The 15,078-nt window shown below is 55.1% G+C and carries 15 protein-coding genes; 8 read left to right on the top strand and 7 right to left on the bottom strand.

Annotated features, from left to right (window positions below):
• Window positions 1–170 precede the first annotated feature (170 nt).
• Entirely contained in the window at window positions 171–1,397 is a 1,227-nt protein-coding gene (locus AC6I8D_RS09620; protein ID WP_031376888.1) for a LysR family transcriptional regulator, read from the bottom strand.
• Between the two features lie 129 nt (window positions 1,398–1,526).
• On the opposite strand from AC6I8D_RS09620, the gene AC6I8D_RS09615 reads away from it, so the two are divergent.
• From AC6I8D_RS09615 to AC6I8D_RS09595, 5 genes are all read left to right on the top strand, one after another.
• On the top strand, window positions 1,527–2,264 hold the full coding sequence (locus AC6I8D_RS09615) for a PIG-L deacetylase family protein (RefSeq protein WP_497820052.1): 738 nt from the start codon (window positions 1,527–1,529) through the stop codon (window positions 2,262–2,264).
• Window positions 2,261–2,983, top strand: coding sequence for a 4-carboxy-4-hydroxy-2-oxoadipate aldolase/oxaloacetate decarboxylase (locus AC6I8D_RS09610; RefSeq protein ID WP_069728314.1), 723 nt, complete (start codon window positions 2,261–2,263; stop codon window positions 2,981–2,983). The genes AC6I8D_RS09615 and AC6I8D_RS09610 overlap by 4 nt, the downstream gene beginning before the upstream one ends.
• Window positions 2,980–4,068, top strand: coding sequence for a 4-oxalomesaconate tautomerase (locus tag AC6I8D_RS09605; RefSeq protein ID WP_497820051.1), 1,089 nt, complete (start codon window positions 2,980–2,982; stop codon window positions 4,066–4,068). The genes AC6I8D_RS09610 and AC6I8D_RS09605 overlap by 4 nt, the downstream gene beginning before the upstream one ends.
• A 7-nt stretch (window positions 4,069–4,075) precedes the next feature.
• A complete protein-coding gene (locus tag AC6I8D_RS09600) occupies window positions 4,076–4,945 on the top strand; it encodes an NAD(P)-dependent oxidoreductase (protein WP_046288315.1) in 870 nt (289 codons plus the stop codon).
• A 177-nt stretch (window positions 4,946–5,122) separates the two neighbouring features.
• On the top strand, window positions 5,123–6,091 hold the full coding sequence (locus AC6I8D_RS09595; protein ID WP_159222972.1) for a VOC family protein: 969 nt from the start codon (window positions 5,123–5,125) through the stop codon (window positions 6,089–6,091).
• Window positions 6,092–6,432: 341 nt separating this feature from the next.
• Here AC6I8D_RS09595 and AC6I8D_RS09590 read toward each other — a convergent pair whose 3' ends face one another.
• The 4 genes from AC6I8D_RS09590 to AC6I8D_RS09575 all read right to left on the bottom strand — a co-directional run bounded on the left by AC6I8D_RS09590 (window position 6,433) and on the right by AC6I8D_RS09575 (window position 10,338).
• Window positions 6,433–6,768, bottom strand: coding sequence for a gamma-glutamylcyclotransferase family protein (locus AC6I8D_RS09590; RefSeq protein ID WP_497820050.1), 336 nt, complete (start codon window positions 6,766–6,768; stop codon window positions 6,433–6,435).
• Between the two features lie 934 nt (window positions 6,769–7,702).
• Window positions 7,703–8,716, bottom strand: coding sequence for a hypothetical protein (locus tag AC6I8D_RS09585; RefSeq protein ID WP_497820049.1), 1,014 nt, complete (start codon window positions 8,714–8,716; stop codon window positions 7,703–7,705).
• Between the two features lie 24 nt (window positions 8,717–8,740).
• Window positions 8,741–8,911, bottom strand: coding sequence for a hypothetical protein (locus AC6I8D_RS09580; protein WP_312054665.1), 171 nt, complete (start codon window positions 8,909–8,911; stop codon window positions 8,741–8,743).
• Between the two features lie 407 nt (window positions 8,912–9,318).
• Window positions 9,319–10,338: an alpha/beta hydrolase gene (locus tag AC6I8D_RS09575; RefSeq protein ID WP_497820048.1), complete on the bottom strand. Its 1,020-nt coding sequence runs from the start codon at window positions 10,336–10,338 to the stop codon at window positions 9,319–9,321.
• A gap of 444 nt (window positions 10,339–10,782) precedes the next feature.
• Here AC6I8D_RS09575 and uraH point away from each other — a divergent pair, with 444 nt between their 5' ends.
• A complete protein-coding gene (uraH, locus tag AC6I8D_RS09570; protein ID WP_312054669.1) occupies window positions 10,783–11,211 on the top strand; it encodes a hydroxyisourate hydrolase in 429 nt (142 codons plus the stop codon).
• A 37-nt stretch (window positions 11,212–11,248) separates the two neighbouring features.
• Here the strand turns inward: uraH and AC6I8D_RS09565 are convergent, their stop codons facing one another.
• Window positions 11,249–12,160, bottom strand: coding sequence for a LysR family transcriptional regulator (locus AC6I8D_RS09565; RefSeq protein ID WP_312054671.1), 912 nt, complete (start codon window positions 12,158–12,160; stop codon window positions 11,249–11,251).
• 152 nt (window positions 12,161–12,312) lie between these two features.
• Here AC6I8D_RS09565 and AC6I8D_RS09560 point away from each other — a divergent pair, with 152 nt between their 5' ends.
• Both AC6I8D_RS09560 and AC6I8D_RS09555 read left to right on the top strand, forming a co-directional pair.
• On the top strand, window positions 12,313–13,062 hold the full coding sequence (locus AC6I8D_RS09560; protein ID WP_497820047.1) for an SDR family oxidoreductase: 750 nt from the start codon (window positions 12,313–12,315) through the stop codon (window positions 13,060–13,062).
• A 269-nt stretch (window positions 13,063–13,331) separates the two neighbouring features.
• Complete coding sequence (locus AC6I8D_RS09555) at window positions 13,332–14,435, top strand: NADH:flavin oxidoreductase/NADH oxidase (RefSeq protein ID WP_312054674.1); 1,104 nt, start codon at window positions 13,332–13,334, stop codon at window positions 14,433–14,435.
• Window positions 14,436–14,480: 45 nt separating this feature from the next.
• Here AC6I8D_RS09555 and AC6I8D_RS09550 read toward each other — a convergent pair whose 3' ends face one another.
• On the bottom strand, window positions 14,481–15,065 hold the full coding sequence (locus tag AC6I8D_RS09550) for an NUDIX domain-containing protein (protein ID WP_312054676.1): 585 nt from the start codon (window positions 15,063–15,065) through the stop codon (window positions 14,481–14,483).
• Window positions 15,066–15,078 lie beyond the last annotated feature (13 nt).

Here is a 15,078-nt window from a genome sequence, read left to right as displayed (position 1 = left end):
CACGGTAAGCGGGGCACCTGACGGTGTCTGTCAAAAAAGGCTTTTAGCGATATGAGTTAGCTTTATAGTGTGATGCGTCTGGCATTGTCATTGCGCGACCAAACGGCTGTGGTAAGGCAGGCCGGGCCTGCACGGGTAACGGGTGACATCCTTATCGCTATGAGTTTCATTTAGGCTGTCCGGGTCAGCGTCTCATCAATGCAGCGCAGCAGCGCCTGAGTAGCAGGCGAATGCAGCGCCCCCAGACGAAAGGTCAGTCCTATCTCACGGCGGGTATCGGGCAGGTTCAGCGCCAGCGGCGTCAGGATTCCGGCCTGCAACTCATATTCAAGCTGATGCGAAGAGACCACCGCTACCATATCCGAATTCAGCAGCAGTCCGCGCACTATCGCCAGATCGCCACTTTCTACCACCGGCTGAGGCGCAGTCAGCGCTGCGGCCTGAAACGCGCGGTCCAGCAGATGACGGGCAGGAGAGTTCTCACGCGGCAGGATCCATTGCACCTGCTGCAGATCTTCCGGTTTGACGGCACGCCCGCTCAGTGGGTGCTGCGGACGCGTCAGCAGAATCAGTTCTTCATCGAACAGCAGCTGGTTCTGGATATCGGACGCGCTGTGATGCTGACGCAGCGCACCGAGAATAAAATCAATATCTCCGGCGCGCAGTTCTTTAATCAGCGCATCAAAGGCGCTCTCGTTGGTCACCACTTTTATCCCGGGATAGCGCGCCACCAGACGGGTGATCGCCAGCGGTAACAGGCTACTGCGGCACAGCGGGAGCGCACCGACATGCACCGTCCCGGTCAGAATGCCGCGCTGTGCGGCGAGGTCTTCCGGGATATGCCGTATCTCATTGAGGGCACGGCTGATAAACGGGGCGATCTCCTGTCCCGCTGACGTTGGCATCATGCCTTTTGGCGTGCGCTGGAACAGCGGCAGCCCGGCCCCTTTTTCCAGCACCTTCAACGCCGCGCTCACCGCTGGCTGACTGATACCCAGCAACGTCGCCACGCTTTGAGTGTGATGAAGCCGGTCCAGCGCTAAAAAAATTTGCAGCCGTCGCAGGTTAAATAACCAGATCGGTTCCGCCTCTTCACGGCCGTTATCCCGCCGCCGCATTTTGCTGAGGATTGGCGGGATCGCGTGCAGTTCGGTAATGGCTCGCCGGGCGCGCGGCAGGGCACATTTGCCCATCTCGGTCAGCAGCATCCCGCTGGCATGCCGTTCAAACAGCGGCGTCTGTAAACTGTGTTCCAGATCACGCAGCGAACGGGTGATCGCCGACTGGGTACGAAATAAATTTATCGACGCTTCGGAAATCGTGCCGCAGTCCGCAATCATACAAAAAGCGCGTATTTGCATGATTTTAATGTCAAATTCCTGTCTGCCGTTTTCCATTTTTCTTACGCCAGCGATGAGCCCTGAATCACAACATAAATAAAAGTCATAACGCATGCAATGAAAGACATTATCCAGCCGCAGTGCTGCATGCCAGGATGAAAAAAACGGCAAAGGCAGGATGAGATAATGGAAAAGATGAGTAAAAAGAGTGCGTTAGTTGTCAGCGCCCATTCAGCTGATTTTGTCTGGCGTGCGGGGGGTGCCATTGCGCTGCATGCATCGCGGGGTTATGAGGTGCATGTGGTATGCCTCTCTTATGGCGAGCGGGGCGAATCGGCGAAGCTGTGGCGCAGCGGCAACATGGCCGAGGCGAAGGTAAAGCAGAGTCGTCAGGAAGAGGCCGAGGCGGCTGCCCGCATTCTCGGGGCAACTATTAGCTTTATGGATCTGGGTGATTATCCGCTGCGCGCTGATAAAGAGACGCTATTCCGGCTGGCGGACATATTCCGTCAGGTGCAGCCGCACTTCGTCCTGACGCATTCGGTTAACGATCCCTATAACTACGATCATCCGCTGGCTGCGCATCTGACGCAGGAAGCGCGGATCATTGCGCAGGCCGAAGGTTATCGTCCTGGTGAAACCATTATCGGCGCGCCGCCGGTCTATAGCTTTGAGCCGCATCAGCCTGAGCAGTGCAACTGGAAACCTGACGTGCTGCTTGATATCAGCGCGGTCTGGGACAAGAAATATGCGGCCATCCAGTGCATGGCGGGTCAGGAACACCTGTGGGAATACTATACGCGGGTAGCTTTGCAGCGGGGCGTTCAGGCCAAACGTAACGTCGGGATCGGCTCATCGAAAGTGATCAGCCACGCTGAAGGTTATCAGAGCCTGTTGCCACGGGTCACGGAGGATCTGTCATGAGTCTGGTGAATAAAAAAGGTATCGTTGTGCGCAACATTGCGCGTGCTGATGCCGCGCTGGTGGCCGGTTTTGCCCGTTACGGCGTGGCGACTACCCATGAAGCTCAGGGACGCAGTGGTCTGCTCGACGCTGGTATTCGTCCCATCCAGCAGAACTGCGCGGTAGCCGGCAGCGCGGTGACCGTGCTGGTTTCGCCCGGCGATAACTGGATGTTTCATGTGGCGGTTGAGCAGTGCCAGCCCGGTGACATTCTGCTGGTGGCCCCGACTTCAGCCTGTCACGATGGTTATTTTGGCGATTTGCTGGCGACCTCTTTACAGGCGCACGGCGTGGTGGCGCTGGTGGGGGATATCGGGATTCGTGACAGCCAGACGCTGAGAGATATGCAGTTTCCGGTCTGGTCACGGGCGGTTTACGCGCAGGGCACGGTGAAAGAGACGCTGGGTTCAGTTAACGTGCCGGTCATCTGTGCCGGGCAGCTGATCCATCCGGGAGACATCGTGGTCGCGGATGATGATGGCGTGGTGATTGTGCCGCGTCTGCAGGCCGAATCGGTCGCGGTCGCTGCACAGAAACGTGAAGCACTGGAACAGAGCAAACGTCAGCGGCTGGCTGCCGGTGAGTATGGCCTCGATATTTATCAGATGCGTTCGCAGCTGGCTGAAAAGGGGCTGCGCTACGTTGACTCACTTGATCAACTGCAGCAGAGCGGTGTATGAAACAGACCCTGATCCCCTGCATGCTGATGCGCGGCGGAACGTCAAAAGCCGCCTGCTTTCTGGCCACGGATCTGCCGGCGGACAGCGCCACGCGCGATCGCGTCCTGCTGGCGGCGATGGGTTCGCCTGATGCCCGACAGATTGACGGTATCGGTGGTGCCGATTCACTGACCAGTAAAGTGGCGATTATCTCTCCTTCATCGCGTCCGGATGCCGACGTAGACTACCTGTTCGCTCAGGTTAGCGTGGAACAAGCCGTGGTTGATTACGGACAGAACTGCGGAAATATTCTTGCCGCAGTCGGGCCGTTTGCGATTGAAAAAGGGCTGGTAACGGTAACCGGTGCGCTGACAACAGTGCGCATTTATATGGTCAATACCGGCCAGCTTGCTGAAGCGGCCATCGCTACGCCGGAGGGCTGCGTTGAGTATCAGGGCGATACCCGCATTGACGGCGTGCCGGGTTACGCCGCGCAACAAATCCTGAATTTCCAGGACATCGCCGGAGCAAGCTGCGGCGCACTGCTGCCGACCGGTAATGCGCGCGACAGCATTGACGGCATTGAGGTGACCTGCATCGATAATGGTATGCCGGTTGTGGTAATCCGTGCCGCCGATTTGCAGCGCAGCGGACGCGAAACGCCGGATCAGCTTAATAAAGATGAGGCGCTGAAAGCACGGCTGGAGTCGATTCGCTTACAGGCGGGACGGTTGATGCATCTGGGCGATGTAGCGCAGCGCAGCGTGCCGAAAATGACGCTGATCTCCGCACCGGTCGACAACGGTTCGATCACCACCCGGACCTTTATTCCTCACCGCTGTCACGCCGCGATTGGCGTGTTAGGCGCGGTCAGTGTCGCTACGGCCTGTCTGGTTGCCGGTTCGGTGGCTCAAGGGCTGGCAAAAATCAGCGCGGCTGCTGAACAACGTCTGATTGTCGAACATCCCAGCGGCGAGTTTAGCGTGATGCTGACGCGTGATGCGGCGGGACATGTGATTAACAGTGGATTGATCCGCACTGCGCGCCTGCTGTTTGACGGGCGCGTGGCCATTCCGGGTTCAGTCTGGTCACGGCAGGAGGGATAAGACAGTTATGCAGATAGCCATTATCGGATTTGGCGAGGCGGGACAAATTTATGCTCACGATCTGGCGAGTGTGGCGCAGGTGCGGGTCTGGGATAAAAAATTCTGCGGGCAGCAGGCTTCTGGCCTGCGGGATGTGGCTCAGCAGTCTGGCGTGCAGCCGGCGGATTCCGTTGCTGAAGCACTGGATGGCGCAGACTGGGTGATATCGCTGGTTACCGCATCAAACGCACTCTGCGTTGCGCGCGAGGTTGCTCCGCTGCTGGCGAACGGCCAGCAACTGCTGGACTTTAATTCGGTTTCACCCGAGACAAAACGTGCCGCCTCGCAAGCAATCGCTGGCGGCGCGGGGACGTATCTGGATGTGGCGGTCATGGCACCGGTGCCGCCCAAACGGCTGGGCACACCGCTGTTAATCGGCGGACCGGCAGCAGACAACGTCGCGGCCCGGTTGAATCATCTGGGCATTAACGCCACGGCGGCCAGCGATCGTATTGGCGATGTCTCAGCCATTAAAATGTGTCGCAGCGTAATGATTAAAGGACTGGAAGCGCTGACCACTGAATGCCTCAGCGCGGCGCAGCAATACGGGGTGGAAGAGGCGGTACTCGCCTCGCTGCACGCCAGTTTTCCTGCGCTGGGATGGAACCACCACTTGCCGCATTATCTGATCAGTCGGGTGGCCGAGCATGGCGTCCGGCGGGCAGAGGAGATGGCTGAAGTGGTCAAAACCTTGCATGATGTGGCTGTGGCGGGCGTCATGAGCCAGGCGACTCAGCAGGTACAGGCCGATTTACCGGCCCGGATGGCGGCGCTGGGGATTGCTTACCGCGATCTCAGTCCCTTTATCTGGCAGGAGGCACTGCAACGATTGAGATAACGTTTTCCGGCTCACCGGCTGAGATTTGCTGGCCGCAACCGGCTGGTAACGTCATCACACAAACAAGGAAACTCATCGCTTAGCGGCTAAAACTCCCTGATTTTCAGCCAGAAAGATCGGTAACGTCTGACCCTTAAATAAAAAAATTAGTACGCCTACACCAATAAGGAGGTCCTCATGACCACAGCGCATTCTGAGCCCTGTCATGATATTGCACATCTTGCACATGTTGAGATTTATACCGACAAATTCGAGGAGAGTCTCGCCTTTTTCGTCGACGTTTATGGTCTTACGGTCTCGGCCAGGGACAATGATCACGCGTGGTTACGTGCCTGGGACGATTATGAATTTCACACCTTAAAACTGACGCGTCATACCACCACCGGAGTCGGACATATCGCTTACCGGGCCAGTTCGCAGGCGGCATTGATGCGGCGCGTCGCGGCCATTGAGGCAAGTGGATATGAGGTGATTGGCTGGAGAGAGGACGATCAGGGCCACGGGCGCGCATTCCGTTTTGCCGATCCCTTTGGACATGTGTTTGAGATTTACTACGATACCGTTCGCTATCAGGCTGAAGCCAATGAGCGGCCTTCGTTAAAAAATATGGCTCAACGCTATCACGGACGTGGCGCGTCTCCCCGTCGTCTCGATCACCTTAATCTGCTGGCAGAGGATGTCAGAGAGTTCAAACGCTTCATGGAAGTCTGCCTCGGTTCACGGGTCACCGAGATGATCGCGCTGGATAATGGCCGGATTGGCGGCTGCTGGTTCACCATCAATAACAAAACCTACGATCTGGCCTGCACTGAAGAGCAGGGAGGCGGCAGGGGCCGTTTGCATCACATCACCTATGCCACCGACACCCGGGAAGATATCCTGCGCGCCGCCGATATTTTTCTGGAAAACGGGGTACATATCGAAACCGGCCCGCATAAGCACGCGATTCAGGGCACTTTTTTCCTCTATGTCTGGGAGCCGGCCGGCAATCGAGTGGAGCTGGCTAACTCAGGCGCGCGGCTGATTCTGGCACCAGACTGGCAGCCAATTATCTGGACCGAAGCGGAGCGCAAAAAAGGCCAGGCGTGGGGCCTGAAGACGATTGAAACCTTCCACACGCACGGTACGCCACCCGTCGCGAAGTGAACATCGGCAGTCAGATGACGAAATCTTCAAACCGGTCATCTGGCTGTTGTTAAAACAGAGAAAAGTCGGATCGATAACGGGTATTAGTTACATCATACATTGGTTGTTCCGTTAATAAGTCATCAAACATTGTGCCTGTTGGTTTTTGCGAATCAGCATGAGAGGTCGATATAAAGGGGGCTTCGGGGTAACCGATTAATCAAAGCGGCTGGCATTACCGCGCTGCACGCTGGCCCGATACACGATCGGCATCATCCACAGGATCGGCATCAATACCGGCGATAAAAACGCTAAAAGAGCAGGGCGTGCGCAGGGCAAACCGGCCGGGGATGGCTGCGCCGTCAGGCAGATAATGCCGGCTGCAGCTGGTAAATCCAGGCGGTTAACTGCTGATTGTTGCCGGTGTTAACCGTCACTTCAACCCGATCGTAGCCATCTTCAAATTCATCCAGCATCGGCCAGTGCTCATCGAGCCGATCGGAGATGAACAGATAACCCGGCACGGGTGACGCCTGGTCATCCAGAATGATGCCGGGGAAATCAGCCGCCGCACCCCAGCCACGCGGGTAGAAAATGCCGGTCACCGAACCGGGCAGCCATTCACCGCCAATCTGTTCCAGGATGTGGGCATTCTCACGGCCAGGGCAAAGCGTGCCATAAACAAATAAGCGTTTCATTTTTCCTCATCAGGATCACAGCCGAAGCCGGCAACTTTAACCTGCCTGAAAGCCATTGTCATGTCAGCCGGGCGGATTTCGGCTTTTATCATCGGACGGTAATTCAGCCAGCGATAAAATGACGCGCTGTGATAAATTCTGCGGCCCAGTAGTCACGCGGCAGGTGCAGAATTCACGTAGCGTTGTCAAAATCGCGGGTTGTTTCAGCCGTTTTATCCCGATTGGCCGGTAAAGGAAGCAGACAATCCTCATCGGGCAATGCCAGTGACTTAGCGTGTTTGCAGTAGCAGTAGCAAAGGCCGGTTTAGTAGGCAATAGCTGGCAGGAAGACAGCAACGACAAAGCCCGGTACAGTGCGGTTTATCTGGCAGCGCGACAATCAGTAACGACGTCGAGCCGTTTAATAACAATGGTGCAGGAGATTGTTTGCCGCTGCGTCTGGTGTGGCCAACCGAACGTGCCGTTGCAGAAGTACGGTTGCCGCAAAGCATACGGAAGCAAGACGTGATGAATCAAAGGATGAGGCCGCAAAGCATGTTGAGCGAGAACGATGTCGCACGGGAAAGTTGTCGCAAAGAGGATTGCAGAATGATCGCTGGAGTTACGGCGTTCCTGACACAGAGGAAAGCGGTTTATGCCAGCGAACGCAGAAAGAGAATCCGGGGAATGATCTATAGGTTGGTCTGAGAGTAAAGAAGGTATTGAGCCAGTCAGGATCATGGGGCGAACGAGAGTAAACGGCAGAATCAAGCGATGTCCGGCCATCATAATCAGGCGGTTATCTAAAGGCGCATAATGTATATTATGTTAAATAAGGTATTAACACGGCAATATCTGACTCAGCCATAGCGATCATATTATCCCCTTTCCTCTACCTTCCCGATTTTATCCCTCGTCTATGAGGCCCGCGTCTGAGCGTCGACAGTAAGACATTTCAACGCTCCCGGTTACGCATCTCTTTTTGCCGTTGTTGTTCAGCGCGGCTCTGCTTATCCCGACTAATCCTGGCAACATTCTTTTTCAGCGCCGCGGCTTTCATCGGCAACTCTTTAGCCCAGAAAGCTTGCGGCACGTAGTAACTTTCTGGCTCAGCTTCAAATACCGCAGCAAGCTGCTCAGGAATCAGATGCAGGTTTATGTTGTGCTCGACCTGAACACGTATATTTGTTTCCTGCATGGATATCCGGAAGAACTCGTCGAGATAGGCTTTCATCTCACGAAAACTGACTGGACACCTTTCCGCTTCATCAGCGGGATCGGTGACTGCATCAAATTTCTCCAGTAAAAAGTAGACAACAGGAAGCATCATCGCTTTGATACGAGCGACTTCTATTGCCGGATTACGTTTCAAATCGCTTAGATTGCTTAACCTTGCACGGATACAAGCGATCGGATTGATGACCCTGATAAGTTCGTGTGATTCTGCAGATGTGGCGCTATCTTGCTCAATCATAAACCTCTCAGTGTTTAACTGCAGTCTATCGCCAGAAAAGTCTTTGTAGCTGAATCCTGATGGAAAATCGATAACATCCACCGTGTTTGGCCGTTCAGGACTATCCGGGTCTGCAAAGAATCGGCCATCAACGTTTTTAATCTGTTGTGTTTTAAGGTCAACCAGGGCAAATCGTGCCAGTGAGGGTGGCTGTCCTTGTTCATTCATATTCGGATCCACACCGAGAGCTGCAGCTATTGCAGCGACATCATGGCGTCGGGCGGCGTAATCGACATCTACGGAGGTAACAAGACGGGCATCTGGCAGAGCATCTCTGTAAAGCTCCCGGTAGTAAGCAACCCAGTACTGAATGGCTTGTCCGCCAACGGTTATTACGGGATCAGATAAAGTATGGGCCTTATCAATCAATTTCTTATTGAGAATATAGGCTTGTTCAAAAGGCGGGATGACAGGATCAGGTGACATAAAAAAACCATCTGCTGGAAGATGGTTCATTTTGCTTTGCCTTATCAGACAGCATCAGGAAAAGCTGACGATATGCTTAGATAAAAGTTTACAGGATTTACTGTAGCGCGATTTCTCAGCAGGTTTATATCCGTCTTCACCCCGGACAATTGCTGCCGCTTTTTCATTATAGCGCTTGTGCTGTGCTTCTTTGATTTCAGACGGAGTCATTTTAAGAAACCACATTACCTTTCAGTAGACAATGCTACAAATTTATACCCTTTCGTCTGACCATTCCAGTGTTTCGAACGACAAAATCTCGTCTGCGGGCTGATTCAGCCTCGGCCAGCTCCTGATGCTTAAACAGATAAGATGACTACACTTACACACTGCCGATGTGATTTAAAAATGAAAATCAGTTAATTTTATTAATATTTTATGGTTGTAAATCAATAAGTAACCACCCTTTCCTATCGTTTTCATTTACACGCAGAAACCTCCGGGAAACATTATCTCAACAGCTTGCGCTGGCCTGAAGTCCACCGGTATAAGGTTAGTGTTGCGATGTTAACGGTTGCTGAACCACTAATGCGGTGAAAATGCCGTATTGGTGAAACAGAATTCGGGCGGCATCATGATACCGCCCGGCCTGCTTATTTCAGATGTGACCGCAGCTCTTCACCGGCCTGGCTGATAGCCGTTCTGACCGTGGGTTCCTGGCTTAATGCGTTCAGCAAACCGTAATCATGAATCATGCCGTTATAACGCGTCACGGTAACCGGTACGCCCGCTGCATCCAGCTTACGACCAAACGCTTCACCTTCATCACGTAACACGTCCAGTTCTGCGGTCTGAATCAGCGTCGGTGGCAACCCTTTCAGCTGTGCGGTCGTTGCCCGCAACGGCGACGCCAGGATGTTATTACGATCTTTTTCTGATGTGGTGTAGTTATCCCAGAACCACTTCATCATGTTCTTCGTCAGGAAATGTCCGTCAGCAAACTGATCATAGGACGCGGTATCAAACCGCGCATCGGTAACCGGCCAAAGCATCACGTCATAACGAATGGCTGGGGTTTTAAACTGTTTCGCCTGCAAAGCAACCGCAGCCACCATGTTACCGCCAACGCTGTTGCCAACCAGCGCCAGACGTTTACCGTCAACGCCAATTTCAGCGCCGTGTTCGGCAACCCATTTAGTGGCTTCATAAGCCTGAGTAATCGCCACCGGGAAATGCGCTTCTGGCGACGGCTGATAATTGACAAATACCGCAGCTGCGCCGGAAGCATTCACTATGTCACGTACCAGCCGCTCATGGGTCGGGAAATCGCCCAGCACCCAGCCGCCGCCGTGGAAGAACATAAACACCGGCAACGTACCGCTGGCGTGCTCGGGCTTAACGATGGTCAGCGTCAGTGGCTGGCCCAGTACGGTGATGATCTTTTGTGAAACCTGTGCCGGCGGCAGTTCTGCGCCCTTCTGCGCGCCAGTCAACACCGCACGGGCGTCTTTAACCGACAGCTGCTCAATCGGTTTGCCACCGCCGCTGTTCAGCGCTGTCAGAAAAGCGGCAACGCCGGCGGTGGGTTGCGGGCTGTTTTCAATCGGTGCAGCAAACGCGGTACTCATCTGGCTGGCTAACAATAATGCGCTGGCGGTCAGTTTCATTTTCATCACAGGGCTTCCTTTAATTTGCTATTAAGTAGTGCGCTATCTGGTTGGCAAGACAATGACACGCCGCAACTGAATTGTAAACTATCAAATAGTGCGCTATTTAAATGATGCATTCACCCTGCTGGTTATTCTTCGGCCTTAACAGCCAACCTTGCGGTTATCTGCATCGATTACCTGCCTATACGCGTCCTTCCTGAGAAGTTAACAAAAGCAAAAATTACTCTAAGACCCTGCTTTCCTCGCTAATTAGCCATTAATATCCGCACATTGTCGGATGACTGTTAGTTGGAAGAGTAAATGTATGATGTAACTAATAAGAGCCATAGCCCCCGACTTCTGAGGGTTGCGCCTCGGAAATTTCACATTTTCCGCTGCAAATTATCGCTCTGCCGCCAACCGCTCTACTATTGCGGCAAATAAACCCCGTCAATAAAGGAAACATTGATGAAAACCTCACATGCTTTGATCGCAACCGTACTTCTGGCCACTGGCGTTTCTGCTTCTGCTGTCGCTGCACAACCGGCTGCGGCAAAAAATCCGTTAAGCGTCCACGTCCTCAACCTGCAAACCGGCCAGCCGACCGCCGGTATTGAAGTTGAACTGGATCAGAAACAGCAGGACAACTGGGTGAAACTGGCTTCAGGCGTGACCGACAATAATGGCCGCATCAGCGCTCTGTTCCCGCAGGATAAAACCGCCAGCGCCGGCAGCTATCGCGTGGTGTTCAAAACCGGTGATTTCTATAAAAAGAACAACCAGAAAACCTTCTTCCCGGAAATTCCGGTTGAGTTCAACATGGACGCTAACGGCGAGCACTACCACATTCCACTGCTGCTGAGCCCGTTCGGTTATTCAACCTATCGCGGTAACTAAGCCTTTCGAATGCATCCGGCACGCCGACCGTGCCGGATTAACCCTCTCCCGCCACCCGCGCCGGGAAACAGTCCGCCAGCCAGTCGATAAACACCCGCAACCGATGAGTAACGTGCCGATTCTGCGGATAAACCAGATGAAACGGATAGCCCGCAGGTCGCCAGTCGCGCAGTATTTCCACCATTTCACCCTGCTGTAGCAGTGCCCCGAGGCTATAGCTGAAGGTCTGAATAATTCCCAGCCCCGCCAGTCCCGCCGCCAGATGGGCATTACTTTCATTCACGCCAATCCGGTGCGCACTCTTGATCTCGATTTTCTCGCCGTTACGTTCAAAACGCAGTGGAAATGGTCTGCCGCTTTGCGGTGACAGATAGCTGACCAGCCGGTGACCATTGCGCAACTCATCCGGATACGCCGGCACGCCAAAGGCTTTCAGATAGGCGGGCGTGGCGCAGGTGATCAACGTGGCGTAGCCAATATTACGGGCAATAAGTGAAGAATCGACCAGCGGCCCACCGCGTATCACGCAGTCAACGTTATCGCTGACCAAATCGATCGGCCGATCGGCCACCCCAAGATCCAGCGTGATATCAGGATAACGGACAAAGAATTCAGGCAGCAGCGGGATTAGCACCTCCCGGGCGGTGGAACCGCCGATATCGACGCGTAAATGCCCCTTTGGTTTACTGCGCAGCAGATTAAAAGAGGCATCGATATCGTCGAGATCGTGCAGGATACGCAGCGATTTTTCATAATATTCCCGCCCTTCTGAGGTCACCGTTACCCGCCGGGTGGTGCGCTGGAGCAGCCTGACCGACAGATGGTTTTCCAGCTGCTGGACCAGCTTGCTGAGGGTCGCTTTCGGCATATTCAGCAAGTCAGCCGCACGGGTAAAACTGCCGCTCTCCACCACCCGAGCGAAGGCTTTGATCGCCAGTAACTGATCCATTTCCTCCCCCTTATTATCCATCCCCGTGGATAGTCATTTTCATTTTACCCGATTTATCTGCCAATCCTGCCGCTCTACAGTAGCCATCAGTCGGGCAACGTAACGGCCCGGGACACATCGGCTTTATAACTACCTTATCCGGAGAGCAACAGATGAACGCAGCACTGGCAGGAAAGATTGCACTGATCACCGGCGGCACCAGCGGAATTGGTCTGGCAGCGGCTATCGAACTGGCATCACAGGGCGCGCAGGTGTTTATCACCGGTCGACGTCAGGCTGAACTGGATGCCGCAGTTGCTGAAATCGGCAGCGCCGCCACTGGCATCCGCGCCGATGCTTCACAATTGCCTGACCTTGATACGGTTTACGCCCGCATCGCCAGTCAGGCCGGACGGCTTGATATTCTGTTCGCCAACGCGGGCGGTGGTGACATGATGCCATTAGGGGCGATCACTGAAGAGCATGTTGATCGCATCTTCGGCACCAACGTGCGTGGCGTGCTATTTACCGTGCAGAAAGCCTTACCGCTGCTGGTCGATGGCGCATCAATTATTCTGACCGGTTCTACCGCGTCGATTCAGGGCACCGCAGCCTTTAGCGTCTACAGCGCCAGCAAAGCCGCCGTGCGTAACTTCGCCCGTTCGTGGGCAGTGGATCTGAAAGAGCGTGGCATTCGCGTCAACGTCGTCAGCCCCGGCCCGGTCCGCACCCCGGGTCTGGGCGGGCTGGTGAGTGAAGATCAGCAACAGGGACTGTTTGATGCGCTGGCGGCGCAGATCCCGCTCGGTCGGCTGGGTAAACCCGAAGAGATTGCCAAAACGGTGGCGTTTCTCGCCTCGGATGCGGCCAGCTTTATCAACGGCACCGAACTGTTTGTTGATGGCGGCATGGCGCAGGTCTGACAATCATCCCGCGACGGATAAGTGGGAGCGGCACGGTCAGGCCGTTATCTCTGCGGATAACTAACCCGTGCGGCAAATCATCGCCGCATCGGACCAGGCAAATGCAGCCTTTGGCCGCGTCCGGCCGCCTCCATAAGCCGATTTGGCGACGCGGCACCGCAGCAACCCTGCTCGCTGTCATAAAATGACACGTTGCACCGCCCCCAATCCGGCTAATCCCCCGCTATAGTTATTCCCTGTCACGTTAGTCATACAACCATGGAGATAACATGAGCCAACTTTTTTCCCCTGTCTCACTGGGCGAACTTGCGCTGGAAAACCGCATTGTGATTGCGCCGATGTGCCAGTATTCAGCCGAAGCCGGCAATGCCTCGGCCTGGCACCGCATCCACCTTGGCCAGCTGGCTTTTTCCGGCGCCGGTCTGCTGATCATTGAAGCCACCGCCGTCGAAGATATCGGCCGTATCTCTCCCGGTGATTTAGGGCTGTGGAATGATGACAATGAAGCGGCGCTGAAGTCAGTGCTGGCGGATGTCCGTCGCTACTCGTCGATTCCGATTGGCATTCAGCTGGGGCACGCCGGACGCAAAGCGTCATGCGCGGTACCGTGGGAAGGCGGCAAACAGATTGCACCTGATGCCGCAGAGGGCTGGCAAACCGTGGCACCTTCGGCGCTGAGCTACAGCGAAGATGAAGCCAAACCGCTGGCGATGGACGCCGACGCGCTGGCGCGGGTCAAACAGGCGTTTGTCGACAGCGCCCGCCGGGCGGTAAAGCTTGGCATTGAGCTGATTGAGGTGCACGCCGCACACGGCTATCTGCTGCATCAGTTCCTTTCGCCGCTGTCGAACCAGCGCAGCGATGAGTACGGTGGCTCGCTGGAAAACCGGATGCGCTTCCCGCTGGAGGTGTTCCAGGCGGTGCGTGATGCGGTACCGGCGTCAGTACCGGTTGGCGTGCGTATTTCGGCAACGGATTGGGTTGAGGGTGGCTGGGAAGTGAATCAGTCGATCGCCTTCTCCCGCGAGCTGGAAGCGCGCAACTGCGCCTATATTCACGTCTCCAGCGGTGGCTTGTCTGACAAGCAGAAAATCAGCGTCGGCCCGAATTACCAGGTTCCGTTTGCCCGCGATATTCGTGAGCAGGTTTCCATTCCGGTGATTGCGGTTGGTCTGATCACCGAGCCGCAGCAGGCAGAAGATCTGTTGCAGCAGGGTGAAGCCGATCTGGTGGCACTGGCACGCGGTATTCTCTACGATCCGCGCTGGCCGTGGCACGCCGCCGCCGCGCTGGACGGAAAAGTCCGGGTTCCGCCACAGTATCTGCGATCGGAGCCGCACGACGTCAAAGGCATCCTGACCGGCGACGAATAAGCACACAGGCAGGCCATCGCGAGGCGGCCTGCCTGTCATTGGATGCTAAAGAATGCCCTTCAGCCGCAGATGTTGCAGCAGCATGATGGTTTTGGCATCCATGATTTCACCGTCCGTAATCGCCTGCAGCGCCTGGTCAAAGTCCATCTCCAGCACCTCAATATCTTCCCCCTCTTCAGCGATACCACCGCCCTCACCGCTGCGCTGCCGATCGGCATATTCAGCGATAAAGAAGTAGAGCTTTTCGGTGACCGAGCCGGGACTCATAAAGGCTTCAAACACCTTCTCGATCTGCGTGACGCGAAAACCGGTCTCCTCTTCAGCTTCGGCGACGATGCGCGTCTCCGGTGAGGCGTTATCCAGTAATCCCGCCGCCGCTTCAATCAGGAAGCCGTCGTGGCCGTTAAGGTAGATGGGTAAACGGAACTGACGCGTCAGCACCACCCGTTTTTTGTCACGGTTATACAGCAGGACCACCGCACCGTTGCCCCGGTCATAGGCTTCCCGGCTCTGCTCCTGCCATTGCCCATCACGCCGTAACAGCGAAAAGGTGTATTTTTTCAGGGTGTACCAGTTATCCGACAGCAACTGCTCGCTGATGATGCGCACACGGTCACGGTTCTGCTGCATAGTGATCTCCTCG

Source organism: Pantoea sp. X-Soil-MYKO-1785 (assembly GCF_059730675.1).
Note: the sequence above shows the minus strand (reverse complement) of the source record. Positions and strands in the feature narration are given on the sequence as shown.